Annotated in this window: 22 protein-coding genes; 10 read left to right on the top strand and 12 right to left on the bottom strand. The window is 59.1% G+C overall.

The window, feature by feature from the left end:
• Positions 1–73: 73 nt before the first annotated feature.
• On the bottom strand, positions 74–352 hold the full coding sequence (rpsT, locus tag NA637_RS18400) for a 30S ribosomal protein S20 (protein WP_256073762.1): 279 nt from the start codon (positions 350–352) through the stop codon (positions 74–76).
• Positions 353–568: 216 nt separating this feature from the next.
• On the opposite strand from rpsT, the gene murJ reads away from it, so the two are divergent.
• The 6 genes from murJ (at position 569) to ispH (ending at position 8,248) form a co-directional block, all read left to right on the top strand.
• A complete protein-coding gene (murJ, locus tag NA637_RS18395) occupies positions 569–2,116 on the top strand; it encodes a murein biosynthesis integral membrane protein MurJ (RefSeq protein WP_256073761.1) in 1,548 nt (515 codons plus the stop codon).
• An 84-nt stretch (positions 2,117–2,200) separates the two neighbouring features.
• A complete protein-coding gene (gene ribF / locus NA637_RS18390; protein WP_256073760.1) occupies positions 2,201–3,151 on the top strand; it encodes a bifunctional riboflavin kinase/FAD synthetase in 951 nt (316 codons plus the stop codon).
• A 1-nt stretch (position 3,152) separates the two neighbouring features.
• Entirely contained in the window at positions 3,153–5,984 is a 2,832-nt protein-coding gene (gene ileS / locus NA637_RS18385; RefSeq protein ID WP_256073759.1) for an isoleucine--tRNA ligase, read from the top strand.
• 195 nt (positions 5,985–6,179) lie between these two features.
• Positions 6,180–6,683, top strand: a complete 504-nt coding sequence (gene lspA, locus NA637_RS18380) for a signal peptidase II (RefSeq protein ID WP_256073757.1) — start codon at positions 6,180–6,182, stop codon at positions 6,681–6,683.
• Complete coding sequence (gene fkpB / locus NA637_RS18375) at positions 6,676–7,113, top strand: FKBP-type peptidyl-prolyl cis-trans isomerase (RefSeq protein WP_256073755.1); 438 nt, start codon at positions 6,676–6,678, stop codon at positions 7,111–7,113. The genes lspA and fkpB overlap by 8 nt, the downstream gene beginning before the upstream one ends.
• A gap of 190 nt (positions 7,114–7,303) precedes the next feature.
• A complete protein-coding gene (gene ispH, locus NA637_RS18370) occupies positions 7,304–8,248 on the top strand; it encodes a 4-hydroxy-3-methylbut-2-enyl diphosphate reductase (RefSeq protein WP_256073754.1) in 945 nt (314 codons plus the stop codon).
• A gap of 1 nt (position 8,249) precedes the next feature.
• Here the strand turns inward: ispH and NA637_RS18365 are convergent, their stop codons facing one another.
• From NA637_RS18365 to NA637_RS18335, 7 genes are all read right to left on the bottom strand, one after another.
• Positions 8,250–8,684 (bottom strand): type IV pilin protein, encoded by a 435-nt coding sequence (locus NA637_RS18365; RefSeq protein WP_256073753.1) that lies wholly within the window; start codon positions 8,682–8,684, stop codon positions 8,250–8,252.
• Complete coding sequence (locus NA637_RS18360) at positions 8,684–12,469, bottom strand: pilus assembly protein (protein WP_256073752.1); 3,786 nt, start codon at positions 12,467–12,469, stop codon at positions 8,684–8,686. Before NA637_RS18360 ends, NA637_RS18365 begins: the two co-directional genes overlap by 1 nt.
• Complete coding sequence (locus NA637_RS18355) at positions 12,466–12,948, bottom strand: pilus assembly PilX family protein (protein ID WP_256073750.1); 483 nt, start codon at positions 12,946–12,948, stop codon at positions 12,466–12,468. Before NA637_RS18355 ends, NA637_RS18360 begins: the two co-directional genes overlap by 4 nt.
• Positions 12,945–14,009 carry a PilW family protein gene (locus NA637_RS18350; protein WP_256073749.1) on the bottom strand — a complete coding sequence of 355 codons (1,065 nt, stop codon included), beginning with the start codon at positions 14,007–14,009 and terminating at the stop codon, positions 12,945–12,947. Before NA637_RS18350 ends, NA637_RS18355 begins: the two co-directional genes overlap by 4 nt.
• Positions 14,006–14,488 (bottom strand): type IV pilus modification protein PilV, encoded by a 483-nt coding sequence (gene pilV / locus NA637_RS18345; protein ID WP_256073748.1) that lies wholly within the window; start codon positions 14,486–14,488, stop codon positions 14,006–14,008. The genes NA637_RS18350 and pilV overlap by 4 nt, the downstream gene beginning before the upstream one ends.
• The gene (locus NA637_RS18340; RefSeq protein WP_256073747.1) at positions 14,485–15,015 is read right to left on the bottom strand and encodes a GspH/FimT family pseudopilin; all 531 of its coding nucleotides are present in this window, start codon (positions 15,013–15,015) and stop codon (positions 14,485–14,487) included. Before NA637_RS18340 ends, pilV begins: the two co-directional genes overlap by 4 nt.
• A 75-nt stretch (positions 15,016–15,090) precedes the next feature.
• Entirely contained in the window at positions 15,091–15,609 is a 519-nt protein-coding gene (locus NA637_RS18335; protein ID WP_256073746.1) for a GspH/FimT family pseudopilin, read from the bottom strand.
• A gap of 138 nt (positions 15,610–15,747) precedes the next feature.
• On the opposite strand from NA637_RS18335, the gene thiO reads away from it, so the two are divergent.
• Entirely contained in the window at positions 15,748–16,842 is a 1,095-nt protein-coding gene (gene thiO / locus NA637_RS18330; protein WP_256073745.1) for a glycine oxidase ThiO, read from the top strand.
• Positions 16,843–17,262: 420 nt separating this feature from the next.
• Positions 17,263–19,539 carry an MHYT domain-containing protein gene (locus NA637_RS18325; RefSeq protein WP_256073744.1) on the top strand — a complete coding sequence of 759 codons (2,277 nt, stop codon included), beginning with the start codon at positions 17,263–17,265 and terminating at the stop codon, positions 19,537–19,539.
• A gap of 48 nt (positions 19,540–19,587) precedes the next feature.
• Here NA637_RS18325 and NA637_RS18320 read toward each other — a convergent pair whose 3' ends face one another.
• Entirely contained in the window at positions 19,588–19,833 is a 246-nt protein-coding gene (locus tag NA637_RS18320) for a hypothetical protein (protein WP_256073743.1), read from the bottom strand.
• Between the two features lie 126 nt (positions 19,834–19,959).
• Between NA637_RS18320 and NA637_RS18315 the strand changes: the two genes are divergently transcribed.
• Positions 19,960–20,589 carry an aminotransferase class I/II-fold pyridoxal phosphate-dependent enzyme gene (locus NA637_RS18315; protein ID WP_256073742.1) on the top strand — a complete coding sequence of 210 codons (630 nt, stop codon included), beginning with the start codon at positions 19,960–19,962 and terminating at the stop codon, positions 20,587–20,589.
• A 76-nt stretch (positions 20,590–20,665) separates the two neighbouring features.
• Positions 20,666–22,138, top strand: a complete 1,473-nt coding sequence (amn, locus tag NA637_RS18310) for an AMP nucleosidase (RefSeq protein WP_256073741.1) — start codon at positions 20,666–20,668, stop codon at positions 22,136–22,138.
• 326 nt (positions 22,139–22,464) lie between these two features.
• Here the strand turns inward: amn and ureG are convergent, their stop codons facing one another.
• Genes ureG through ureE form a run of 3 tightly spaced genes read right to left on the bottom strand, consistent with a single transcriptional unit; the run spans position 22,465 to position 24,282 of the window.
• Positions 22,465–23,079 carry an urease accessory protein UreG gene (gene ureG, locus NA637_RS18305; RefSeq protein ID WP_256073739.1) on the bottom strand — a complete coding sequence of 205 codons (615 nt, stop codon included), beginning with the start codon at positions 23,077–23,079 and terminating at the stop codon, positions 22,465–22,467.
• Positions 23,080–23,107: 28 nt separating this feature from the next.
• Positions 23,108–23,785: an urease accessory protein UreF gene (locus NA637_RS18300; RefSeq protein WP_256073738.1), complete on the bottom strand. Its 678-nt coding sequence runs from the start codon at positions 23,783–23,785 to the stop codon at positions 23,108–23,110.
• The gene (gene ureE, locus NA637_RS18295; RefSeq protein ID WP_256073737.1) at positions 23,782–24,282 is read right to left on the bottom strand and encodes an urease accessory protein UreE; all 501 of its coding nucleotides are present in this window, start codon (positions 24,280–24,282) and stop codon (positions 23,782–23,784) included. Before ureE ends, NA637_RS18300 begins: the two co-directional genes overlap by 4 nt.
• Between the last annotated feature and the right edge of the window lie 311 nt (positions 24,283–24,593).

Raw genomic sequence — 24,593 nt, 5'->3', positions numbered from 1 at the left:
CCTCCAGCCTCCAGCCTTTTCCAGGTCATAAAAAAACCGGCTCAAGGCCGGTTTTTTCACAAGAGCGTACAGCTTAGGCTGCAGCAGCTTCGCCGAGGACCTTGATATGGCCGTTCAGGCGGCTTTTATGCCGGGCTGCTTTGTTCTTGTGGATGATGCCTTTGTCGGCCATGCGGTCGATTACAGGCACGGCTGCAGTGTAAGCAGTACGAGCTTTATCCAGATCTTTTGCATCAATGGCTTTGACCACATTCTTGATGTAGGTACGAACCATGGAGCGCAGGCTGGCGTTGTGGCTGCGACGCTTCTCAGCCTGAATTGCGCGTTTTTTGGCGGAAGGGCTGTTGGCCACCGTCGAACTCCTCGAAAACGTGGGATTACAAAGCAAATAAGGCCGCGAATCATGCCGATGCTGCGGGTTCTTGTCAACCCTGATTGAGCAATCGAGACACTGGCCGGACAGATGGGGTGTCGCTAAACTCGCGACCTCTTTCACTGTCGTAACTGGCCATCGAGACGATGCCCGGTGACTGGCCGGAACCCTCCCGCTGCAACCCTAGGAAGACAAATGTCCGATACATCCGGCAAAGGCGGATTGCTGCGGTCCAGTGCGGTAGTCAGCATGATGACGCTGCTGTCACGGGTGCTGGGCATGGTACGCGATATGGTAGTGGCCAGCTACTTCGGTTCCGGCGCCGCTGCTGACGCTTTCTTCATAGCCTTCAAGATCCCAAACTTTTTGCGCCGTCTGTTTGCAGAAGGGGCTTTCGCCCAGGCCTTTGTTCCGGTGTTGTCGGAATTTCGGACCAAGCGGACCCAGATGGAGGTCAAGCTGCTGGTTGACCGCACCGCCGGCATGCTTGGGCTGATCCTGACGGGCATCACCGCCGTCGGGGTGCTGGCTTCGCCTTATGTGGTCATGCTTTTCGCGCCGGGCTTTCATGATGAGCCGGCCAAGATGCAGCTGGCCGGCGAGCTGCTGCGCATCACCTTTCCTTATCTGTTGCTGATTTCACTCACGGCGTTTACCTCCGGCGTGCTCAATACGTACGGGCATTTCGCAGTGCCGGGCTTCACGCCGGTGCTGCTCAATGTCTGCATGATCAGCTCGGCCGTTTTTCTGACGCCTTACTTTGATCAACCCATTATGGCGCTGGCATGGGGAGTGTTTATTGCCGGCTTCGCCCAGTTGGCCTTCCAGCTTCCCTATGTTGCCAAGCTGGGGTTGTTGCCGCGGCCGCGGGTAAAGTTCGGTGACGAGGGCGTGCGGCGAATCATGCTGTTGATGGTGCCGGCTCTGTTCGGCGTGTCGGTCAGCCAGATCAATCTCTTGCTCGATACGGTGCTTGCCTCGTTTCTGCAGACCGGCAGCGTCTCCTGGCTTTATTACGCAGACCGCCTCTCGGAGTTGCCGCTGGGCGCCTTCGGTATTGCAATCGGTACCGTGATCCTGCCTAGCCTTTCTCGTCAGCATGCCGGAGAGGATCCCAAGGCCTTTTCCAGCACCCTGAACTGGGCGCTGCGAATGGTGCTGCTGGTTGGGGTTCCTGCGGCGCTCGCGCTGGGCATCCTGGCTGAGCCGCTGATCGCCAGCCTGTTCTTCTACGGTGCGATGAGCGAGGAGGCCGTGGTGCAGTCGGCCAACGCGCTGGAAGCCTACTCGCTGGGTGTACTGGCGTTCATGCTTATCAAGGTTTTGGCACCAGGCTTCTTCGCTCGTCAGGACTTGAAGACGCCGGTGCGTATCGCAATCATCTGCATGATCGCCAACATGGTAATGAATCTGATACTCATCTGGCCGCTCCAGCATGTCGGCTTGGCGCTGGCGACCTCGTTATCCTCGATGCTCAATGCCGGGTTGCTGTTCTGGGGGCTATACCGGATCGGCGTGTTCCAGCTGGCGCCGGGCTGGGGGCTGTTCCTGCTGCGTTTGACCGGCGGCTGTGCCGCCATGGTGGCGATGGTCTGGTGGATCAACGTACCGTCGGTCGAGTGGTTCGCCTGGGGCTGGCAGCAGCGCGCGTTGCAACTGGGGCTGCTGGTCGTGGCGGGGCTAGGCGCTTTCGCGGTGGGTTTGGTAGTGCTCGGTTTGCGACCGCGGCATCTCCGTCATTGATCCGTACCATGCGCGGGTGGCAAGCCTGTCCGCGACTGCTGTCGCATGCGTATAATCGACGACTTTTCAAGCAAGAAGTGCGGTATGCAGCTGGTTCGAGGTATTCATAACCTGCGGCCCCGGCATCGGGGTTGCGTCGCCACCATCGGCAATTTCGACGGGGTTCACCGGGGGCATCAAGCCATCCTGGCGCGTCTGCGCGAGCGTGCCGCCGAGCTCGGCCTGCCTAGCTGCGTGGTGATCTTCGAGCCGCAGCCGCGAGAATACTTCGCGCCGGACAAGGCGCCCGCGCGGTTGACCCGGCTGCGTGAGAAACTCCGGTTGCTGGATGAGCAGGGCGTCGATCTGGTGCTGTGCCTGGCCTTCAACCGCCGTTTACGCGAGTTGAGCGCCGCCGAGTTCGTCCACGCGACGCTGGTTGAAGGGCTTGGCGTGCGGCATCTGGAAGTCGGTGATGACTTCCGTTTCGGTTGCGACCGAGCCGGTGATTTCAATTTCTTGTTACAAGCTGGTGCTGCGGAAGGCTTTACCGTCGAGGCGGCCACCACCATAGAGGTGGGCGGTGAGCGCGTCAGCAGTACGCTGCTGCGCCAGGCGCTCGCTGATGGCAATCTGGTCCTGGCGCAACAGTTGCTGGGTCGGCCGTTCAGCTTGACCGGTCGGGTCATGCACGGGCAGGCGCTGGGGCGTCAGCTTGGCGCGCCGACCGCCAACATCCAGCTCAAGCGCAAGAGCACGCCGCTCAGCGGGGTGTTCATGGTGAGCGCGGAAGTTGACGGCATCCCTCAGCCGGCAGTGGCCAACATCGGTATGCGCCCCTCGGTGGAAAGCGATGGCCAGCCACATCTGGAAGTGCATCTGCTCGATTATCAAGGCGACCTTTACGGTCGTCTGCTGCGCGTGACCTTTCATCGCAAGCTGCGTGACGAGCAGCGCTTCGCCTCGCTGGAGGCACTCAAGACGGCGATCGAAGCCGATATCGCCGCGGCTCGCGAATACTGGCGGGCTTCACCCTTTACCACGAGTCAGGACTGAAATGACCGATTACAAAGCGACCCTCAATCTGCCATCCACGGCGTTTCCGATGAAGGCCGGTCTGCCACAGCGCGAGCCGGAGACCCTGCAGCGCTGGAACAGCATTGACCTCTATGGGAAGCTGCGGCAGATCGGCGAGGGCCGCCCGAAGTTCGTCCTGCACGATGGCCCTCCCTATGCAAACGGCAGCATTCACATCGGTCATGCGGTGAACAAGGTCATCAAGGACTTCATCGTTCGCTCCAAGACCCTGGCCGGTTTCGATGCGCCCTACGTGCCGGGCTGGGACTGTCATGGTTTGCCCATCGAACACAAGGTCGAGATCACCTACGGCAAGAACCAGCCGGCCGACCTGACGCGCGAGCGCTGCCGTGCCTACGCTGCCGAGCAGATCGAAGGGCAGAAGGCCGATTTCATCCGCCTCGGCGTACTGGGCGAGTGGGACAATCCCTACCGCACCATGGACTTTGCCAACGAAGCCGGGGAGATCCGCGCGCTGGCGAAGATGGTCGAAGGCGGATTCGTCTTCAAGGGCCTGAAGCCGGTGAACTGGTGCTTCGACTGCGGTTCGGCGCTGGCCGAGGCGGAAGTCGAATACCAGGACAAGAAGTCCGATGCCATCGACGTGGCCTTCCAGGTGGAGGACGCGGACCAGCTGGCGGCTGCGTTTGGTGTCGGAGCACTGGCCAAGCCGACCAGCATCGTCATCTGGACCACCACGCCCTGGACCATCCCGGCGAACCAGGCGCTCAACGTCCATCCCGACTTCGTCTATGCATTGGTGGATACCGGCGACAAGCTGCTGGTCCTCGCCGAAGAGCTGGTTGAATCCTGTCTGCAGCGCTACGACCTGCAGGGTGAGATCATTGCCCGCTGCCAGGGTAGCGAACTGGAGCTGATCCGCTTCCGCCACCCGTTCTATGAGCGCTTCGCGCCGGTCTATCTGGCCGATTACGTGGAAACCGGTGCAGGAACCGGCATCGTCCATTCGGCGCCTGCTTACGGTGAAGACGACTTCCGCTCCTGCAAACATTACGGCATGGAGAATGATGACATTCTCAGCCCCGTTCAGAGCCACGGCGTATACGTATCGGACCTGCCATTCTTTGGCGGCCAGTTCATCTGGAAGGCCAACCCGGCCATCATCGAGAAGCTGAAACAAGTCGGCGCGCTGCTCAAGTACGAGTCGATCCAGCACAGCTATATGCATTGCTGGCGGCACAAGACGCCGCTGATCTACCGCGCCACGGCGCAGTGGTTCGTTGGCATGGACAAGGTCGCTCACGACGGCAGCTCCCTGCGTCGTCGCGCGCTGGACGCCATCGAACAGACCGTATTCGTCCCGGCCTGGGGCCAGGCGCGGTTGCATGGCATGATCGCCGGCCGCCCGGACTGGTGTATCTCCCGTCAACGGACATGGGGCGTGCCGATCCCGTTCTTCCTGCACAAGGAAAGCGGCGACCTGCATCCGCGCACCATCGAGCTGATGGAAGCCGTGGCGCAACGCGTCGAGCAGGGCGGCATCGAGGCCTGGTCGAAGCTGGATACCGCCGAGCTGCTGGGCGACGAAGCAGGGCAGTACGAGAAGATCAGCGACACCCTGGACGTCTGGTTCGATTCCGGTACCACCCATTGGCACGTGATGCGCGGCTCGCACCCGATGGGCCACGAAAGCGGCCCTCGCGCCGACCTTTACCTGGAAGGCTCCGACCAGCACCGTGGCTGGTTCCATTCGTCGCTGTTGACCGGTTCGGCCATCGACGGCCACGCGCCGTATAAAGGGCTGCTGACGCACGGCTTCGTGGTGGACGAGAACGGCCGCAAGATGTCCAAGTCGCTGGGCAACGTGGTCGCGCCGCAGGAAGTCACTGACACGCTGGGCGCCGACATCCTCCGTCTCTGGGTCGCCTCCACCGACTATTCCGGCGAAATGGCCGTCTCCAAGGTGATCCTGCAGCGCAGCGCAGACTCCTATCGCCGTATCCGTAACACAGCGCGCTTCCTGCTCTCCAACCTTGACGGGTTCGATCCGGCGCAGCATCAGGTTCCGGCCGACCAGCTGATCGCCCTCGACCGCTGGGCCATCGATCGTGCCCTGCTGCTGCAGCGGGAAATCGAGGAAGCCTACGGCACCTACAAGTTCTGGAATGTCTATCAGAAGGTGCACAACTTCTGCGTACAGGAGCTGGGCGGCTTCTACCTCGACATCATCAAGGATCGCCAGTACACCACCGGCGCCGACAGCTTGCCGCGGCGCTCCTGCCAGACGGCCCTGTATCACATCGCCGAGGCGCTGGTGCGCTGGGTTGCGCCGATCCTGTCGTTCACCGCTGATGAGATCTGGCAGTACCTGCCGGGGCAGCGCAACGAATCGGTGATGCTCAATACCTGGTACGCCGGGCTCGCCGAACTGTCTGCCAGTGTCGAGTTGGGTCGCGAGTTCTGGGACAAGGTCATGGCGGTCAAGGCTGCGGTGAACAAGGAGCTGGAAACCCAGCGCGCGGCCAAGACCATTGGCGGCAACTTGCAGGCCGAGGTCACCTTGTACGCCGAAGACGCGCTGGTTGCCGAGCTGGCGAAGCTGGGAAGCGAATTGCGCTTCGTGCTGATTACCTCGGCCGCGACGGTAGCGCCTCTCGCCGACGCACCAGCCGAAACCGTGCAGAGCGAGCTGCCGGGTCTCAAGCTACAGATCAGCAAAACCGGTCACGCCAAGTGTGCCCGGTGCTGGCACCACCTGCCTGACGTCGGCACTCACGCGGCCCATCCTGAGATCTGCGGTCGCTGCATCGAGAATATCGAAGGCGTTGGCGAGGTTCGCCACTATGCGTGACCGAGCGCATGATTGTAGGCGCCAGCGTGCTGGCCATCACGGCTCGATGATCGCCGTGGGCTGGGCTTCAGTCCGCCGCTGGCGCCACGGCGGGGCTGCCGGTGGGCTGAAGCGGAGCGCCGTTAAGCCCACCCTATGGCGCCATACCCGTTCCGTGGCGGGGACGATCCGCTGTGCCATTTCGAGCAAAGCAGCATGACCGCCCGTCTCGGTAAGCTGTCGTGGTTATGGCTCAGCATCTTGGTGATTGCGCTGGACCAGGCGACCAAATACTACTTCGAGGCCAACTTCAGCCTGTATCAGAAGGTCGACGTGATCCCCGACTACTTCGCCTGGACCTTGGCCTATAACACCGGCGCTGCTTTCAGCTTTCTCGCCGATCATTCCGGCTGGCAGCGTTGGCTGTTCGCATTGATCGGTGTCGGTGTCAGCGCCGTGCTGGTGGTCTGGATGATGCGTTTGAAAACCGGCGAGACCTGGCTTGCCGTGGCCTTGGCACTGGTCTTGGGTGGCGCGCTCGGTAATCTCTATGATCGCATCGTGCTCGGCCACGTGGTCGATTTCATCCTGGTGCATTGGCAGCACCGCTGGTACTTCCCGGCATTCAACATCGCCGACAGCGCCATCACCATTGGCGCCGTGATGCTGGCGCTGGATATGTTCCGTAGCAGTAAAACGGGAGAAACGGTAAATGACTGAACAGCGCATCGGGCCGGACATGCAGGTCACTCTGCACTTCGCGCTCAGCCTGGAAAACGGCGAGCAGGTCGACACGACCTTCGACAAGCAGCCGGCCACGTTCAAGGTTGGTGACGGCAATCTGCTTCCGGGTTTCGAACAGCAGTTGTTCGGCCTCAAGGCGGGTGACAAGCGCACCTTTCAGATGGCCCCGGAACAGGGCTTCGGCCAGCACAACCCGCAGAACGTGCAGGTTATGCCGCATAGTCAATTCGAGGGTATGGAACTGTCCGAGGGCTTGCTGGTGATCTTCAACGACGCCGCCAAGACGGAACTGCCGGGTGTCGTCAAAAGCTTCGATGATCGTCAGGTTACCGTTGACTTCAATCATCCGCTGGCCGGCAAGACACTGACGTTTGAAGTAGAGGTATTCGAGGTCAAGCCGGTCTGACAAGATCGTGCCGCCATACGAATCCTGCAGATCGGCCATCTTTTTTTGCAGGCGCCAGCTTGCCGGCGATCACAGCCCGTAACCCATGGTTGGCTGCTACGCGGCTTTCCGCAGCCAACAGCCGGGCTTCATGCCGCCACCGACACGTTACGCTTCCTATTCACCGATTCCCGTATGCCGAGAACTCACCATGCAAATCAAACTCGCCAATCCGCGTGGCTTTTGTGCCGGTGTCGACCGCGCCATCGAAATCGTCAACCGCGCCCTGGAAGTCTTCGGTCCGCCGATCTATGTGCGTCACGAGGTCGTGCATAACAAATTCGTGGTGGAAGATTTGCGTGAACGGGGCGCCATCTTCGTCGATGAGCTGGACCAGGTGCCGGATGGCTTCATCGTCATCTTCAGTGCCCACGGCGTTTCTCAGGCGGTACGGATGGAAGCGGACAAGCGCGGCCTCAAGGTCTTCGACGCGACCTGCCCGCTGGTGACCAAGGTGCATCTGGAAGTGACCAAGTACAGCCGGGAAGGGCGCGAGTGCATCCTGATCGGCCATGCAGGCCACCCGGAAGTCGAAGGCACCATGGGCCAGTACGATACCGCCAATGGCGGCTCCATTTATCTGGTTGAAGACGAAGAGGATGTAGCCAGTTTGCAGGTGCGCAATCCGGATGCGCTGGCCTTCGTCACCCAGACGACGCTTTCCATGGACGACACCAGCCGTGTCATCGACGCTTTGCGCACCCGCTTCCCCAGCATCGGTGGCCCGCGCAAGGATGACATCTGCTACGCCACCCAGAACCGTCAGGATGCGGTCAAGCAGCTCGCGGCTGAGTGCGACCTGGTATTGGTAGTGGGCAGCCCGAACAGCTCGAACTCCAATCGCCTTCGTGAGCTGGCCGAGCGGATGAGCACGCCGGCTTACCTGATCGACGGCGCGGAAGACTTGAAGCGTGAATGGTTTGAGAACATCGACCGAATCGGTATCACCGCCGGTGCCTCAGCGCCAGAAGTGCTGGTGCTTGGCGTGATCGAGCGGCTCGGCGAGTGGGGCGCTACGGGTATGGATGAGCTTGACGGGCGGCCCGAGAACGTGACGTTCTCGATGCCGAAGGAGTTGCGGTTGAGGGCGGTTTAGCCTATTGCTTCCAGCAGTCGGTTACTGCAGCGTCGCCTGTCGATTCCTTGGCCCCGATGTTGCTCAAGCTCAGGGTGCCACAGCGATCATCCGTCATTCCGTTCTTGGGAGTTGCTGTGAGCACGAAGGTACTCGCGGTCGGCTCCTCATTCTTGAAGGCCAGATCGTAGAATTTGGTCGCGCCATCTCGAGGTGCCTCGTCATATGGCAGTAGCGTAGTATCTGATAGTTCATAGGTGCCGTTGGCCGTGTACTGCCGTTCCATGAACTGAGCGAGCTCGAACAGCGAAGCTTGCGCGTCCGCTCTGCGAGCTTTGCGGACGTGTTCTTGATAAGACGGAAAGACGATAGCGGCCAACACGCCAATAATCGCAACCACAATCATGAGTTCAATCAAGGTGAAGCCTCCTTGGCGCGGCGATCGGAGCTTTTTCATCAGTCTTCCCTTACTTCCTGCCATGATTGGCGGCCTGAGTCGCTGCCATTGCTGTTTAGCAACACGCAGGAGATTCCCTTACCGGAGACGCTTGTAAAGCAAAGATATTTTTTATCGTTTTGCTTTACCTCCGATCCGCTACCGCTGGTCTGGCTTTTGATGCCTGAAACCGGAACGCTTTCACCATCTATCGTTACGTAGTCGTTTTCATCCACCGTTCCATCTCCGTTGACATCATAGGTCGAGTACGAGAGGTAAGAACCGCTATCCAGACTAAGAGTCATGTTCCAATCGAGTCCACCGCCCTCGCACGGGTCTTCGGAAGGTGTGAAGCTGTTGAAGCGGACTTCGTAATTCTCGACGGAGGCTTTTTTGAAGACCCGCTCGCCGGCTGGTCCTCGAGACAAAGCTACCAAGTCCAGATACCAGCCATAGTGCGAGCTTTCCACGCTGTTATTGCTCACAGCCCTGCCTTCGCTGACTTCAGCCACGATTTCCTGAGCTAGAAGCTTCGTACGGCCGGTAAAGGAAACTCCCTGATCTTTGATGGCATAAAAACTTTGAGTCCGGGGGTTCTCGCCCACTTCATTGTCTGTTGACAGATAGTAACTGCCCGTACCAAACACAACTACGATTTCGCCGTCGCTGTTAAAGGCAGCGTTCAAGGGTGCAGTAATCGGTTGAGTATTCCCGTCTCCGTCTAGCGCGACGTAGAGGGGAGCGCTTTCGAGGTCGCCTGGAATACCCCACTCGTTTTCGCTCTTTCCATCTAGGTCAATACGCCAAACCTTACCCAGTGTATCGCCCACATAGAGACGGTCCGCGACCAGATTTCCATCACTGTCAATGGCCAGTGGGGCTCCAAGGTCCCCGCTGTTGGGCAGAGTGAAGGTTGTGATTACGCTTCCGTCCGATGCGTCGAGCAGCCAAACGAGGCCATCCGTTTCGGTACTGTCCCGTTCATAGCCGCTCGATACGGCAACGGCAAACTGTCCATTAGGAAGCGCGATGAGAGCAGGCTTGCCAAGCGTATAGCCAAGCTTGTCATGCGTGAACTCCCATAACACATTGCTTGCGCTCATGTTCTCAGGGTCGGTTATGTCCAAAGCAAAAATGGCATTGCCGCCCGCTCCGGTAGAACCAATTACCAGGCTTTTCCATTCGCCATTTATCCAAGCATCGCCTAGCTCTGGAGTGCCGTCGACAAAGTAGCGGTGCTCGTATGCAGGCTGCGTTAACCGATAAAGATTAGGAATTACATTGTTTGGCACGTAAGCGAATAGCTCCTTGCCTCCGTTGTCATCGAGATTGGCGTTGAAGGCGTGCAGCATGCCGTCATTGGCGCCGACCAGGACAATAGGAGGGCGACCTTCATAAACAGAACTGCTGCGAAAGGTTCGGTATGCTAAGGCCGCGTCCGAATACCCATAACTGGAAGGGAGACGAGAGTATCCGTAATTGGTTTGATGGAAATACTGCGGAGCCGAGTTGACGATATCCCCCATACGGCTCCCACGCTGGCGGAAGCTACCAGTTGGGTTGCTGTCACTGTTTTCTTTCGTACGTGAGCCGCGGAGGTAGCCGAGGCGGCTCTCGCCTACAGAGGCGTCTACCAGCGTGCCGCTATCGTTTGCGCGTAAGGCCTCCTGCTGAACCTCGCTAAGAGCAGACCAGGCAAACTCGACCCCTTCGGTGCTCACGATTGCGCCCGTCTGCTTGGTGATCTCCGGATCACCACTGGTCAATATTATTCGATTACTAGGATTCGCGATTGCATCGAGTTTCTCTGCAGCTGACCAGCTAACCGCGCCTTCGCTTCCGTCGTCATTGAAGGCCTTGGCTTGGAGGTCCCCGCTCCAGTCGCGGCTATCCAAGATGCCTTGGAAAAGCGCGCTTTCAGTCTCGATACTTGTTGAGTTATCGCTCAATTGCGCGGTGGTGCCTCGGGTCTCGTTGACAATCTTGGCGAATGCTGTTTTGAGGCTTTCAACCATGGTAGTCGCGTCGCCCGCGGTAAAGAAGTTATCGGGCCGGTTATCTCCGGTAGAAAGGATCTCTCCGTTGGTCCACCACCAGGTCGGCTCGAGAGAGTCACCAAATTTATAGTCGTCAGGGACCTTGAATCCACCGTATTTCGCAGCCAGCCAATACTGGTTTTTCTCCTTGGCGTTAAGCGTTCTGTTCTCCATGACATCGACCCAATAGGTCGATACGCTTTGGGTACCTGCCTTGTCGGTACGGATATCCTGGATGTGAGCGTCGTACGCTAGGCCTGCAATAAAGGCGGAGTTGTTGTTGCCATTGAAGGGATTGCTGATGCTGATTCCTTCGAGGCGAGCTATTTCGTTGGTGACGGTTGCTACGTTAACGGTCGTGTCGGCGCTCACTTCTGCAGGTTTGGTTGGCTCCTCACTGTCATAGCTACTGCCTGGCAAGTTTTTGTCGCGATGCGTATTAACGTCCCCGATCCCGAGAATTACATTTTTCTGGCAGCTATATTGAATAGGATCTTGCCAGTCCGTAACAACTGGGAAACCATCAGCAAGCTGCGAGGCGTTAGTAGTTATATCTGAATAGGCGGGTACGTTGCCCAACTTTTTAAAATAGCGAATGGCTGTGTAGTAGAGTTCGCTGACCGGATCGTATGCTTTTTGATTGTCGCTAGTCAGTTGGCCGAACATATTGAGGTAATTGATCACACCACTTCGCTCAACGTTGACGCCAGTGGCGGAACTGTTGGTCTTGGTTGCGTCATCAGGATTCGGATTCTTTATGAATACGCCTGTTGTGGTATTCCACTCGACATAAGGGTTCTCCTGCTCCCCTGTTTCGCCTGGAATACGTCGGATTGCACCGACATATTTCTGCTGGGCACGAAGTACCCCTCCGTCCCTGCTCGTAACATTGTCTGTAAGATATCCAAATACGCTATAACGAAGGGAATTAGCATACTCCTGGATCAGGCCTTCTGGTTTGTGGCCTTGTGAATATTGCTTGCAATTGCTCTCTAATCCTACAGTTGCGTCGCAGACCTTTACGCGAATATAGACGAAATAAGTTGTATTTTGATTGAGCGTTGTTTCGTTGTTGTATTCGGCGGCTGTCGAAGAAATACTGGCATAGGAGTTGGTTGAGAAATGCATCTTCATGCCGAAACCGTTGAGTTTCGAGTAAAGATTCGAAATATTACTGCTACTCTCACCGCTTTTTGTTTTCTGCAATGGAGTGGCTCCGGCTATCATTGAGTAGCCGCTGATGTTTCGGCCGTAGTTACTGCCGTCCTGTCCGGTATGTCTTGCTTTTTCAAGCCATGTTTCGGTAGCGGTGTCTCTGACTCGGTATCCGCCAGTAAGTGCACTACGAAATGGGTCGATTGACTGCGTTGCAGTCCAGTTAAGAAAATTCCCGCTCCACTCCTTCGAGCCGCTGCAGGTCTTGCCGGAAGCGTAAGATGTAGGTTTGAAATGGCTTCCATCCGATGTGCTGCCCTTTACATACTCATAGCACTTGGCATTATCAAAATAGCCGACATATCCACTACTGGTCGCGTAGGTGTCAGCAGTGTTGGCAATGCTTTGAATTGTTGGATATTCAACAGAAGGGACGAGAGCCAGATTGCCAGGTACATCGCCACCTCCCAGTTGAAGGGGGCTTTGCGATACGCTGTCTGCCACTGCCACGCTTGCTCCAAGTGACCATATAAGCGAGCCGGTCACTACCAAAGCGGAGTTTAGTCGGTTAGGCAGCCTGTGCTTGGCAGTTTTAAAAATGGCGATTTCCATCATAATTTGCTCACCAAGTGGATCGTACGTAAGGTGACTTTGCTGTTTGGACTGATTCCATAACCAATGCTTTCTATCCGCACAAGAAATCCGGTAGCGCCACTTCCAGTCTCTAGGGATCCGCCATTCGAAATATATCCAGGGAGGCGCGTGATGGTGTAAGTGGGTTGTTCGGACACGTCTGCTGAGAAATTCTCGAAAACTTCCTTGTCCTTGTAGGCTTCGTAATCACGCAAGTCATATAGCTTGTTATATTTCGCCGAGCTTAGGCCGTGAAGTTCTCCTTCGGCATAACGAAGCGTGGCCTCGGCGGCCTGGAACGCTATGTTCTGATCTCGGAAATTGCCAGCCATCTTTTCCTGTAGATTGGTGTCGCGCATACTTGCCGCGCCGATAATCGTCAGTAAAAGCAACATCACGAGCGCGACAATTAGGACTGCCCCTTTTTCTCGTTCGGGCTGTAAGCTCTTTTTTCTAGTCATGGCAGGCGATTCCGTATAGCTACGGTTGTGGCAAACACTTGAGCAAGACGACGCTCTTTGACCGTGACGGCGCCGTCTGCGTAGCTGGCGTATTGGTCTTCCTTGGTGATGCCTTTCGCGGGGGCGAAGAAGAAGGTCCGCGCTTCGTCCACAACGTTAGTCTCGGAGCTAACGACAATAAGATATGCCCGCGCAGACACGATCTTTTTCCATTCTTCCTCATTATCAAGTTGGGAAGAGTTGGCGCTGATATATTGGTCGCCATCTTCCAGCAGGTATTGAACCTGCATATCGATAACGCCTTCGACCAACTCTTCTTTGGTCCAAGAGCCTCCGTCGTTAAGTCTGCTCCTCGAAAGGGAGGGCAGCCGGTCGTCATGATCATTCAGGAAGTAGGTTTCGCTGGTGAGCTTATAGATCGATAGATATTTGCCTTCGACCCCTGAAGACCAACACGATTCGCTCTGGCCGTTGCAGCTGACATTCCCCGGTGAAACATTGCCTCCCTTTTGCTGTAAGACGCTTGCGTTTCCATTGTTGGCATTCTGGAATAAATCGCACCCGCTGGTACTGCCAACCAGAACTATCTCACCGTCCTCAACATTATGAGACCCTTCGATGTTCAAGCTAGGAGTACTGGTTTTAGTGCCGTTCTTGGTTAAAAACTCCGAACCGTTACCCGCAGATCTTACGGAAAAAGAGTCGGTCTGGGCTCGTACTGTGCCTGATAGATTAGTCGGTGATGTGCCGTTATCCCATCCTTCGATGGCATACAACGGATTGTAGGCTTGTTCTTCCTCATCAGTCACATTCAGCCTGACTTCGATTCCGTTAACGCACTCGCCCTTGAATCCCGCATTGCGCAACCCGTAGCTGAGAAACTGAGCGGCGAATCGACCATTCTCCTGTATCCGAGCCAAGGCTGTGTTGCTGGCATAAAGTTGCTTGCTGGAAAGGAAAACTTGCAGGACGCCAGCCAAGAGCACCAGGCTTATGAGCATGGCGACCATTAGTTCAATTAAGGAAAGGCCCTGTTGGCGTGTTAGCGCTGCTCTGGTCATAGTAGGGTCGTGTACTCGAATGACTGCCGATCGGTTCCCGCTATTTCTTCAATTCGTCCGCGGTTATCGTTCCACCGTATGGTTATCATTAACAGATCGCCTTTCGTGCTGATCTGCCCTTGTCCGTCAGGAAGTAAGCAGGCGACCGCATTAAGCCACTCGCTCTTGTCCCTCTCGATAAGCGTGCTACCGCTTCCCGAAAACTCGCGATCACACGTTGCGGCTGTGAATGCCTGCTCGTATTGGTCGGCCGCTTCACGATTGGCACGCATTCGGTCTGTAATATCATAAGCGAGCAGCGTCGCCTGGGATCGTTGGTATGCGCTGTAATTGCTTTTGGCGCTTGTCATCTGTAAACCGGCCATCCCTAGCAGGCCGACGGAAAGCACCAGCAGGGCAACCAGCACCTCGATTAAAGTGGCGCCTTGCTGCTGCCTCGTGGGTGGCAGAGGAACAGCTCGGTTAATGCATAGATTCATTGGCAGGTCCCCTTGTTGGTCAAGGCGCGGCCAACGGCATTAATGTTCACTCCGTACTTTGTTTGGCCAGAGCAAGGGCTAGGGGCTATTGCGAAGTCTGTCCCCGCATCGCTCTCACTGGATGTCGGTTTGATATCGGTCGTCCCGTCTGCCTTGAAAGATATGGTTGTGGCGGGACCGCTGATCGTCACGCCAGCAGGCACGCTGTTCCAAATACGCAACACGCCCCCGCTTTCCGCTTCGACTAGCCAGCCTTTTGCCCATTCTGTAGCCGAGCCGCACGCATTGCCGTTGGCGCTCTGGCAAATGTGAACCTTCTCCCCTCGCTTGACGGCTTCCGAGCGAGCGAACTGCAGCGCGACCAAAACATCCGTTTTGGCTGTTTGAACACGATTGGCTAAAAGCAGATTCGTAAAAGAAGATACGACGATGCTCAGTAGAATCGCGAGGACCGAAATGGTCACCATCCATTCAATAAGGGTGAAACCTCGGGAATACCGCATGGCTTTTCTCGGTTCAAAAGTCATCAAATCATCCCGGTTAACCGTCTCGCTTCCCATCTCAGCCGGACGCTCGGTCGGTTTCGAAGGCTGTGCGGCATGTTAGGTGCAGTGCTTGTTATCAGTAGGTGATCCAAGTCTCGTGCGGCCCGTGATGTTTATCACAATGGTTTCGAGAGCCTGGTTTTCACGACAAAGCGTAAAGGTTCCGTTTAGGCTGTGAGTGGTGCCGTCAGGTTTGAAGCTCATGTAGCGTTGATTTCGGAAGTTCCCCCAGTTCCATTCGTGCCTTGCAGCCAAACTTGAAATGCGTACCGGGCTTTCGTCGCCATCGAGCACGCCATTGGCATTGGTGTCGTCGAAAATGATGATCTGTTCGCGCCAGCGAGCTAGGTCGTCACAGCGAGCGTCACCGGCACATAGGCTTACCATTTGCCTGGTGGTTATCGCCCTGCTTCTAGCAAAGTTGAGGTCTGCTAGCAGCTGGTTCACCAGGGTACGCTGGTGGGTCGACTCAAGAGCCCTTGTAAAACCGGGTACGGCTATCGCCAGCACGATCCCAAATAGGGTAAGGGTGATCAGCAATTCGATAAGCGTGAAGCCTTGATTCCTGTTCGGCATGGTGCAGTTCCTTTGCAAGTATCATGTGTCGCCGTCCTGGTAGTGCCGCTTCGTCAACGACATGCGAAGCTGGCTTTTTAGATCAGTGCGGCCGCCAGTCCAAGGATAAAAGGCTGAAAATGTGAACCCGGAGGCTGAGTGAAGCAACAGACGATTGTGGTGGGTGGCGGCGTTATTGGTTTGCTGTCGGCGTACGGGTTGGCTGGTGCGGGTTGTTCCGTAACGTTAATCGAGGCGTCCGACACGGGCACCGAAGCCTCCTGGGCCGGCGGCGGGATCGTCTCGCCGCTCTACCCTTGGCGCTACAGCCCGGCAATTACGGCGCTGTCGCATTGGTCGCAGGATTACTACCCGCAGCTGGGCGCGGCCTTGTTCGAGCAGACCGGCATCGATCCGGAGGTGTTTGAGACCGGCCTCTACTGGCTGGATCTGGAAGACGAGGACCAGGCGATGACCTGGGCCGAGGCGCAAGGGCGCCCGCTGCGTCGGGTCGGGATGGATCAGGTGCACGCTGCAGTCCCTTCGCTGGGCAATGGTTTCGCACGGGCCGTGCATATGCCGGGCGTGGCCAACGTGCGCAACCCACGACTGCTTCGGGCCGTGCGTGCAGCCTTGGCGCAAATGCCGAACGTGCGGATCATCGAACATTGCCCGGTAAGCGGTTTCATCAATGACGGAGCACGGGTCGTCGGCGTGCAAACGGCGCAGGGCGAGATGCGTGCCGAGCGGGTCGTTGTCGCCGCCGGGGCCTGGAGCGGCAAGTTGCTGGCGACGCTTGGAATGGAGCTGCCGGTCAAGCCGATGAAGGGCCAGATGATCCTGTTCAAGTGCGCCGAAGATTTCCTGCCGAGCATGGTGCTGGCCAAGCGGCGTTATGCGATTCCGCGGCGTGATGGTCATATTCTCGTGGGCAGCACCTTGGAGGATGTCGGTTTCGACAAGACTCCAACCGAAGATGCGCTGGAAAGTCTCCGGGAGTCGGCCATCGAGCTGCTTCCTGGGCTGGCTGGTGCCACAGTGGTCAAGCATTGGGCGGGCCTGCGTCCTGCTTCGCCTGAGGGTATTCCTTATATAGGGCCGGTGCCGGGCCATGAGGGACTTTGGCTCAACTGCGGACATTTCCGCAACGGGCTGGTATTGGCGCCTGCTTCATGCCAGCTATTGACCGATCTGATGCTGGATCGCTCGCCTTGCATCGATCCCCAGCCGTACGCTCCTGCTGGTCGACTCTGATTCTGATATGCCAAGGATCCGATGCGCACTGGGCGGCTGAGTAGCCCGCTGCGCCGGGCGAGATTGTACCGCCTGAGCAGTGCGATTTCGTGGGTGAGTTGTTCGATCACTGCTTGATCGCGGTGGATCCTTTGGCCCATCGTGTCGACTTGCGACAGCAACGTGACCCGGCGTGAAGCGCTAGCACACCATTATCCGCATGGACTGCGCTGGGCACCAGGCGCTGCAAAATGCCATGATTGCGCACGAACGTCGGCGATATGGTTTCGCCCGGGTGAAAACGGAAAATGCTCGCTTATTACATCCAGAGCAAACGAGCTGATCGCTCAAGCGCGTTCGGTCGCAAAGCGGTGGCATGCGCGCTTGAGCCTGCCAGACTGTTATGGGTAAATCCTGTTATCGCCTACAAATGGAAGCGCCTTGATCACGACATACAACTTCGCACTGGTCGGCCTGTCGATCATGATTGCCATCGCGGGCTCGTTTACCGCGCTGGATCTAGCCAACCGGGCGCGCGCCTCCGAAGGCTGGGTTGAGCATACCTGGCTCGGTGCCGCTGCCGTATGCATGGGTGGCAGCATATGGTCGATGCACTTCGTCGGGATGCTGGCGTTTGGCATGCCAGGCATGGTGGTCGAATATGACCTGGCCTTGACACTATGGTCGCTGATCCTGCCCATCGCGGTCACGGCAATCAGCTTTTTTTCCGTAAAGGCACAACAAGGGCTCAGTAGCAGAACGCTTCTGCTTGGTGGGCTTTTCATGGGGCTGGGCATCGGCGCCATGCATTACATAGGCATGGCCGCCATGACCATGCATGCCGAGCTGTCGTACGATCCGTTATGGGTGCTGCTGTCCCTGGTCATCTCGATTGGCGCAGCCACCATCGCGCTATGGCTGTCAGCCAAAGGGCGGCGGCTGTCGCTCCAGGGCATATCTGCCGCGGCAATGGGTTTTGCGATTGCTGGCATGCACTACACAGCAATGGCAGGCGCTCGATTCATGCCCCTGGATGACGCGATGTCCGCGCCGCCAGGTGATGGCCTGGATCTGCTGACACTGGCGCTTGCCGTTGCGGGCTCCACTTTCCTGGTCCTGTTTCTGGGGCTTTCGGCATCGATGTACGACCGCCGGCTGGCAACGTTTAACGAACGCGAAGCGGCGGCGCTACGCCAGAGCGAAGAGCGCTTCCGCGAGCTGTACATGAAGACACCGCTGCCGCTGCACGCGCTTGACCAAGACGGACGGCTGGAGTCGGTGAGCGACGCCTGGCTCGGTCTGCTGGGCTATCGCCGCGGTGACGTGATCGGTCGACCGCTGGTGAACTTCATGACGGACACCTCGGCACGCCAGATGCTCAGCCACGACTGGCCCCACTTGTTGGAATCCGGCAGCTACGTGGACGCCGAATACCGTTTGGTTAACAGGGATGGCAACTTCATTGATGTGCTCGCCTCAGCCCGTCTTGAGCAAGGAGCGCACGGGCCGATGATATTCGGCGGCCTGGTCAACGTCACCGAGCGACGGCAAGCCGAAGCCGCCTTGCGCCAGGCGCATAAAATGGAGGCGATCGGCAGGTTGACAGGCGGCATCGCTCACGATTTCAACAATCTGCTGGCGGTCGTACTCGGCAACCTGGAGCTGCTGCGTAAACGGCTACCGAGCGCAGAAGCTCGTGTCGCCACGCTGATCGACAACGCGTTGCAGGCGACCCAACGCGGCGTGAGTCTGACTCAACACATGCTCGCCTTTGCCCGCAAGCAGGAACTGCGGCCAACCTCAGTCGCCATGCCGGAGGTGGTCATGGATATGCGGGAGATCCTGCAGCGCCTGGTCGACGCGAATATCGGGATCGACACCCGTTTCCCGCTCAACCTGCCCCCTGCCTTTGTCGATGTGAGCCAGCTCGAGATGGTCCTTCTCAACCTGGTCGTCAACGCACGCGACGCCATGCCCGATGGTGGAACGATATGCATCGAAGGGCAGCTCCGCTCGTCTAGTCAGTCACCGGGCCAGCCGGTCAAGGATTTCGTGGCATTGGTTGTGCGTGATGATGGTTGCGGCATGAGCCCTGAGATCATTGCCCGCGCGACAGAGCCGTTCTTCACAACCAAGGGGACCGGTAAAGGGACCGGACTCGGCCTTTCGATGGCGCAAGGTCTGGCAGAGCAGTCAGGCGGGCGCTTGGTGCTTGAAAGCAGTCCAGGCAAAGGCACGGCCGTTGAGCTGTGGTTGCCCATCGGCGTAGCCGCTCCGACGGACGAGCCAGCGCGGGTCGACATGGACGAACCCGTTGCGGCAGGGATGGCAGCGCTTTCCATCCTTGTGGTGGATGATGATCCCCTTGTTTTGGACAATACCGCTGCTCTGCTCGAAGACCAGGGACATCGTGTGGTGGCGGTGGCGGATGGTCAGGCAGCGCTCGCCGTTCTGCGCAAGAGCGGCGTCTTCGATATCCTCGTCACCGATCAGATGATGCCGGGTCTGACAGGCACGCAGCTGGCGGATATGGTCACCGTCGAGCGACCCGAGTTACCGATTCTTCTGGTAAGTGGCTATGCCGAGCTGCCTGAAGGCAGCCGAGAGTTACAGGTGCTCGCCAAACCCTTCACCCAGCAATCATTGATCAGCGCCATCGGCGAATTGCTCGGCCGCACGCATTCTCGCGTGGTGGTACCGCTCCATACCAGGCGCTGAGCGGGCAGCTTGCGACTGGCGGCGCAAATCCTCTGGACGGGCCCACCTTTACGCGCCTTGAACCGATAGATACCGCAGCCGTGCACCGGGATCTTCGCCGATGTAGTTCGCGACATAAGCGATCCCTGGATCGACGCTGACCATATCGCCGTCCGCACACTGATGGACAAGGGAGTCCATGCGGCGCTGAGCCTCAGCAAAGCCCGGCGCTCCATCGCGCAGCTGGATCAGGCGTGCAGCCAGGCGGCCCCACAGGCCAGGTTGTAATAGACCCGGGCGGTAAACCGATTCCATCTTCTCTTCAGCATCTGAAAGCCTGGGCGGCCGCATCCGGATAACAGGCGGATATCGCGCACGCCGCCCGATTCTCAATGCTGATCCTGCTATCAGCGCGGCAGCGCCGGTGCCTTCGGCGAGGTTATGGGTGTCTTTGTGGATGGCGACAACAGCATGGATACGCAGCGCCGCGAGGCTATCGCCGCCGTGGCGCGACGGCGAGGCTTGCTGATCGTCGAAGACGATATCGACGGCGCACTTGGCGACGAGCCATCACTGGCCGCGACGTTGTCTGAACGCACCCTGCTGATCAGCAGCCTGTCGAAGACGGCCGCGCCAGGGTTGCGCCTGGGCTTTATTGCCGGGCCGGACGAGCGGCTATCGCGGATCGATCCGGAACGGCAGGCGACCCGTTGGGCCTTGTCGACGCTATGCCTGCAGATCGGCTGCGAATGGCTTGAAGACGGCACCGCGGCGCGTCGGCTGGCCTGGCAACGTGAGCAGATGACCCGGCGTTGGCGGCTGGCGCAGAAACTGCTTGGGTCTGCCTCGCCAAATGCCTCGCCGCATCTGTGGCTGGAATTGGCAGACGATCACAGTCTGCCGGTGCTGTGCCGTGATGCGGGAATCGAGGCGGCTGCGGCGGCCGTGTTCGCGGTCGGTCATGGCGCACCCAATGCGCTGCGTCTGAGCCTGGCGGCGGCGCCCAGCCTGGCGATATTGAAGGCGCGGCTGGAGTCGCTGGCGCTGCGAATAGCCGCGTCTGATCGATGATCGCAGCACTACGGCGCTACCGCTGTCATCGAACAGCAGGCAAGATGTTTTCAACGAATCGACAAGGAAACCCACCATGAATCCAGCAGGCGAGACTTTTCGCATTGCCACCAGCGCAGAAGCGGCCGTGGACCACCTTGCGGAGTTGCACCGGCAGGCCACCCGCGCATTGAACCAAGCGCTCAAACGCTATGTCGTCACGCGCGAAGAGCCCGACGCGGCCGAGCGCGCCCTGTTCCACTATCCCGAACTGCGCCTGACCTACGAGTGCCATGGCGAGGTGCCGGCTTCCACCCGGGCCTACGCCAAGGTGCAGGCACCGGGTGTTTACAGCGTGACCGTGACCCATCCGGCATCGTTTCGCAGCTACCTGCTCGATCAGCTGCGACCGCTGATCAAGGACTTCGGCGTCAAAGTCGAGGTGGGCATCAGTGAGCGCAACATTCCCTACCCCTATGTGATCGAACAGGGCGACGAACTGGCCGGGACCGGTGTGACTGCCGCCGAACTGGCGCGGGTGTTCCCCAGCACCGACCTGTCGGCGGCCACCGATGACATCGCCGACGGGCTGTACGACTGGGAACATGCCGATCCCTACCCGTTGGCGCTCTTCGATGGTGCGCGGGTGGACTTCTCGCTGCGCCGGCTGGTGCATTACACCGGCAGCGACTGGCGCCATGTACAGCCCTGGATCCTGCTGACCAACTACCACCGCTACGTCGATCAGTTCATCCGTCACGGTCTCGACATGCTGCGCGACGACACCCGTTTCGTGCGCATGGTGCTGCCGGGCAACATCATCATCGAGCGCGGCATGGAGGAGGGCGAAGCCCAGGCGATCATTGGCGGTGTGCTCTGGCATCGCTACCAGATGCCGGCCTATCACCTGCAGGCCAAGGATGGCGATGGCGTCACCCTGGTGAACATCGGCGTCGGCCCGTCGAACGCCAAGAACATCACCGATCACCTGGCCGTCCTGCGCCCCCATTGCTGGTTGATGATCGGCCATTGCGGCGGGCTGCGGCAGTCGCAGTCCATCGGTGACTACGTGCTGGCCCACGCCTACATGCGCCGTGACGGCATTCTCGACCGGGTGCTGCCGCCGCATATCCCGCTGCCGGCGCTGGCGGAAGTCCAGCAGGCGCTGCAGGAAGCGGCGGCGCAGGTGACCGGTGAGCAGGGCGAGGCGCTCAAGCGGCGCCTGCGCACCGGCACCGTGCTGACCTACGATGATCGCAACTGGGAATTGCGCTGGGCGCAGGAACGGCCGCTGATCAACCTCTCCCGTGCGGTCGCGGTGGACATGGAAAGCGGCACCATCGCCGCTCAGGGCTATCGCCTGCGGGTGCCCTACGGGACGCTGCTGTGCGTCTCGGACAAGCCGCTGCACAGCGAGATCAAGCTGCCAGGCTCGGCCAACGCCTTCTACGAGCGCGCCGTGAACCAGCACCTGAAGATCGGCATTGCCGCGCTCGATCTCTTGCGCACCCAGCTCAACTCGCTGCACTCGCGCAAGCTGCGCAGCTTCGACGAGCCGCCGTTCCGCTAGAAGAAGCGGCAAGTTGAAAGCTGCAAGCTGCAAGCTGCAAGTTGTAAGCGGCAAGCGAAAAGCCGAAGCGAACTCAGGTTTGGCTTTTCGCTGTTGCTTGCCGCTTGAAGCTTGCCGCTGCTTTTCACGCTGCTCCTCAAACTGCCAGCAGCCAAGCACCGGGGCGCGCCGGGGCGGCGCCTGCGAGGCAGACCAGAGGCGCGGCCACGGGCGGACGTACCGCTAGCGCCACCAGCAGCACGAGCGCCAGCGCCAGCCGGCGATGCCGGCTTCCTAACAGTCATCGCATACTCGCGAGCAAACTCGCTCTACGGGAGCGATTCGATTCAGGCGGCGCTGAGCATTCCCTGTGTTTCGATGAAGGCGATGATCTCGTCGAGGCCCTGGCCAATCTTCTGATTGCTGAACACGAAGGGTTTGTCGCCGCGCATCTTGCGGGTGTCGCGATCCATGACCTCCAGCGAGGCGCCGACCATGGGTGCCAGGTCGACCTTGTTGATCACCAGCAGATCGGACTTGCAGATGCCCGGCCCGCCCTTGCGTGGCAGCTTGTCGCCGGCTGACACGTCGATCACGTAGATGGTCAGGTCGGAGAGTTCCGGGCTGAAGGTGGCGGACAGGTTGTCGCCGCCGGACTCGACGATGATCAGGTCCAGCCCCGGGAAGCGCCGGTTGAGCTGTTCGACGGCTTCCAGATTGATCGAAGCATCCTCGCGGATCGCGGTGTGCGGGCAGCCGCCGGTTTCCACGCCGATGATGCGCTCGGGCGCCAGGGCCTCGTTGCGTACCAGGAATTGCGCGTCTTCCTGGGTGTAGATGTCGTTGGTGACCACGGCCAGGTTGTAGCGCTCGCGCAGGGCCAGGCAGAGGGCGAGGGTCAGGGCGGTCTTGCCGGAGCCGACCGGCCCGCCGATGCCGATGCGCAGGGGTTGGGTGTTCATCGTCTGTTTCCTCTTGTGAAAGCGGTGCTCATGACCTGAACAACCGACTGTACTGCCGCTCATGCGCCATGCTCGTCAGGGACAGGCCAAAGGCGGCAGTGCCCCAGTGCTCCGGCTCGATAAGGGTTGCGTCGCGTTGGGCCTGCTGCAGGGTCGGCAGCAGTTGGGAGGTCAAGCGTTGTGCCGCTTGCTGCCCGAGCGGCAGGGTTTTCATCAGCACCGTCAGCTGGTTTTCCAGCCAGCCCCAGAGCCAGGCGGTCAGTGCTTCCTCGGGGCCGATGCCCCAGGCACGCGCGGCCAGGGCCCAGCCCAGGGCGAGGCCGGGCTCGTCGATGCGCTGAAACAGGGCGCGGGCCGGGGCGTCGAGCTCGGGCAGATTGGCCAGCAGTTGCTTCAATGAATAGCCCATCTGCCGGCTTTCCAGCCGTAGCTCACGGGTTTCGCGACTGGCGCGATGGCAATCGGCAAGTCGCTCGAGTTCTGTCCAGTCTTCAGCAGCGGCCGCCTGGCAGTGCGCCAGCAGCAGCGGCGCTTCAAAGCGCGCAAGATTCAGTAACAGCTGATCGCCCAGCCAACGGCTGGCGCTGGCTTCGTCGCGTACCCGCTCGGATTCGATCGCCATTTCCAGGCCTTGCGAATAGCTGTAGCCACCGATCGGCAACTGCGGGCTGGCAAGCCGCAGCAGCGCGAACGCAGCCGGATTCACGTGCGCACACCAAACTGATGCAAACGTGGCGCGTAGCTGAACTCGGCTTCGCCTGCGTGGGAGTGGTGATGGCCGCCACCGTAGGCGCCGTGCTCGGGCTGGAAGGGCGCCTCGATGTGTTCGACGGTTGCATCCAGCTGCAACAGCATGTCTTTCAAGACGTAATCGTCGAGCAGGCGCAACCAGCCATCGCCCACCTGCAGTGCCACATGACGGTTGCCCAAGTGATAGGCGGCGCGTGTCAGTTCGAACGCGCTGCTGCAGGTCACATGAAGGAGCTGTTCGGCGCGGGCCCGCACACGGACGATACGGCCATCCTCGGCGCGCAGGCATTCGCCGTCATGCAGCGGTTGCTGGCCGCGTTCGAGAAACAGGCCGACCTCTTCTCCCGTGGTGGTGAAGCAACGCAGACGCGATTTGCTACGGGCTTCGAAGGTCAACTCCAGCTCGGCGTCGGCATTGGCCTGGGGGGAGGTGCGGTGATGGATGACCAGCATGGCGAGCAGTTCCGGTTGTGCGATTGGCACAAGCAGAGCAAGGCTCTTGCCAACCCGCCACACCAGGAGCGCCCCCCAGGCTGCGGGTTGTCCGTGCTTGAAAATGGGGCCTAAGGCTGTCCTGTCATGGTGCGCCTGTACCTGGGTCGCACCATCCGGGTGCGCTCAGGGCAACGCCCGCACCCTGTAGACGGCGGGGATCAACACTCGGACTGAAGCGGCCGGTAACGAGACCGCACGCGGGCGGGAATCATCCGCGATTGCCGGGCGAGCGGCGCGGGTGCCGGCAGACGTAGCGCATTACAGCCTGG

This window comes from Stutzerimonas stutzeri (assembly GCF_024448935.1).
GTDB classification, from domain to species: domain Bacteria; phylum Pseudomonadota; class Gammaproteobacteria; order Pseudomonadales; family Pseudomonadaceae; genus Stutzerimonas; species Stutzerimonas stutzeri_AO.
The sequence above is the reverse complement of the archived record's forward strand: the minus strand, read 5'-3'. Positions and strand labels throughout refer to the sequence as shown.

Bases quoted from the DNA above. Each gene is read 5' to 3' on its own strand.
- NA637_RS18365 (WP_256073753.1), bottom strand. From the start codon at position 8,684: ATGAAAAAGCTCCGATCGCCGCGCCAAGGAGGCTTCACCTTGATTGAA.
- murJ (WP_256073761.1), top strand. From the start codon at position 569: ATGTCCGATACATCCGGCAAAGGCGGATTGCTGCGGTCCAGTGCGGTA.
- NA637_RS18350 (WP_256073749.1), bottom strand. From the start codon at position 14,009: ATGACCAGAGCAGCGCTAACACGCCAACAGGGCCTTTCCTTAATTGAA.
- ileS (WP_256073759.1), top strand. From the start codon at position 3,153: ATGACCGATTACAAAGCGACCCTCAATCTGCCATCCACGGCGTTTCCG.
- ureG (WP_256073739.1), bottom strand. From the start codon at position 23,079: ATGAACACCCAACCCCTGCGCATCGGCATCGGCGGGCCGGTCGGCTCC.
- lspA (WP_256073757.1), top strand. From the start codon at position 6,180: ATGACCGCCCGTCTCGGTAAGCTGTCGTGGTTATGGCTCAGCATCTTG.
- ispH (WP_256073754.1), top strand. From the start codon at position 7,304: ATGCAAATCAAACTCGCCAATCCGCGTGGCTTTTGTGCCGGTGTCGAC.
- NA637_RS18355 (WP_256073750.1), bottom strand. From the start codon at position 12,948: ATGACTAGAAAAAAGAGCTTACAGCCCGAACGAGAAAAAGGGGCAGTC.
- pilV (WP_256073748.1), bottom strand. From the start codon at position 14,488: ATGAATCTATGCATTAACCGAGCTGTTCCTCTGCCACCCACGAGGCAG.
- NA637_RS18315 (WP_256073742.1), top strand. From the start codon at position 19,960: ATGGGTGTCTTTGTGGATGGCGACAACAGCATGGATACGCAGCGCCGC.
- amn (WP_256073741.1), top strand. From the start codon at position 20,666: ATGAATCCAGCAGGCGAGACTTTTCGCATTGCCACCAGCGCAGAAGCG.
- ureE (WP_256073737.1), bottom strand. From the start codon at position 24,282: ATGCTGGTCATCCATCACCGCACCTCCCCCCAGGCCAATGCCGACGCC.
- NA637_RS18320 (WP_256073743.1), bottom strand. From the start codon at position 19,833: ATGGAATCGGTTTACCGCCCGGGTCTATTACAACCTGGCCTGTGGGGC.
- ribF (WP_256073760.1), top strand. From the start codon at position 2,201: ATGCAGCTGGTTCGAGGTATTCATAACCTGCGGCCCCGGCATCGGGGT.
- fkpB (WP_256073755.1), top strand. From the start codon at position 6,676: ATGACTGAACAGCGCATCGGGCCGGACATGCAGGTCACTCTGCACTTC.
- NA637_RS18360 (WP_256073752.1), bottom strand. From the start codon at position 12,469: ATGATGGAAATCGCCATTTTTAAAACTGCCAAGCACAGGCTGCCTAAC.
- NA637_RS18335 (WP_256073746.1), bottom strand. From the start codon at position 15,609: ATGCCGAACAGGAATCAAGGCTTCACGCTTATCGAATTGCTGATCACC.
- NA637_RS18340 (WP_256073747.1), bottom strand. From the start codon at position 15,015: ATGACTTTTGAACCGAGAAAAGCCATGCGGTATTCCCGAGGTTTCACC.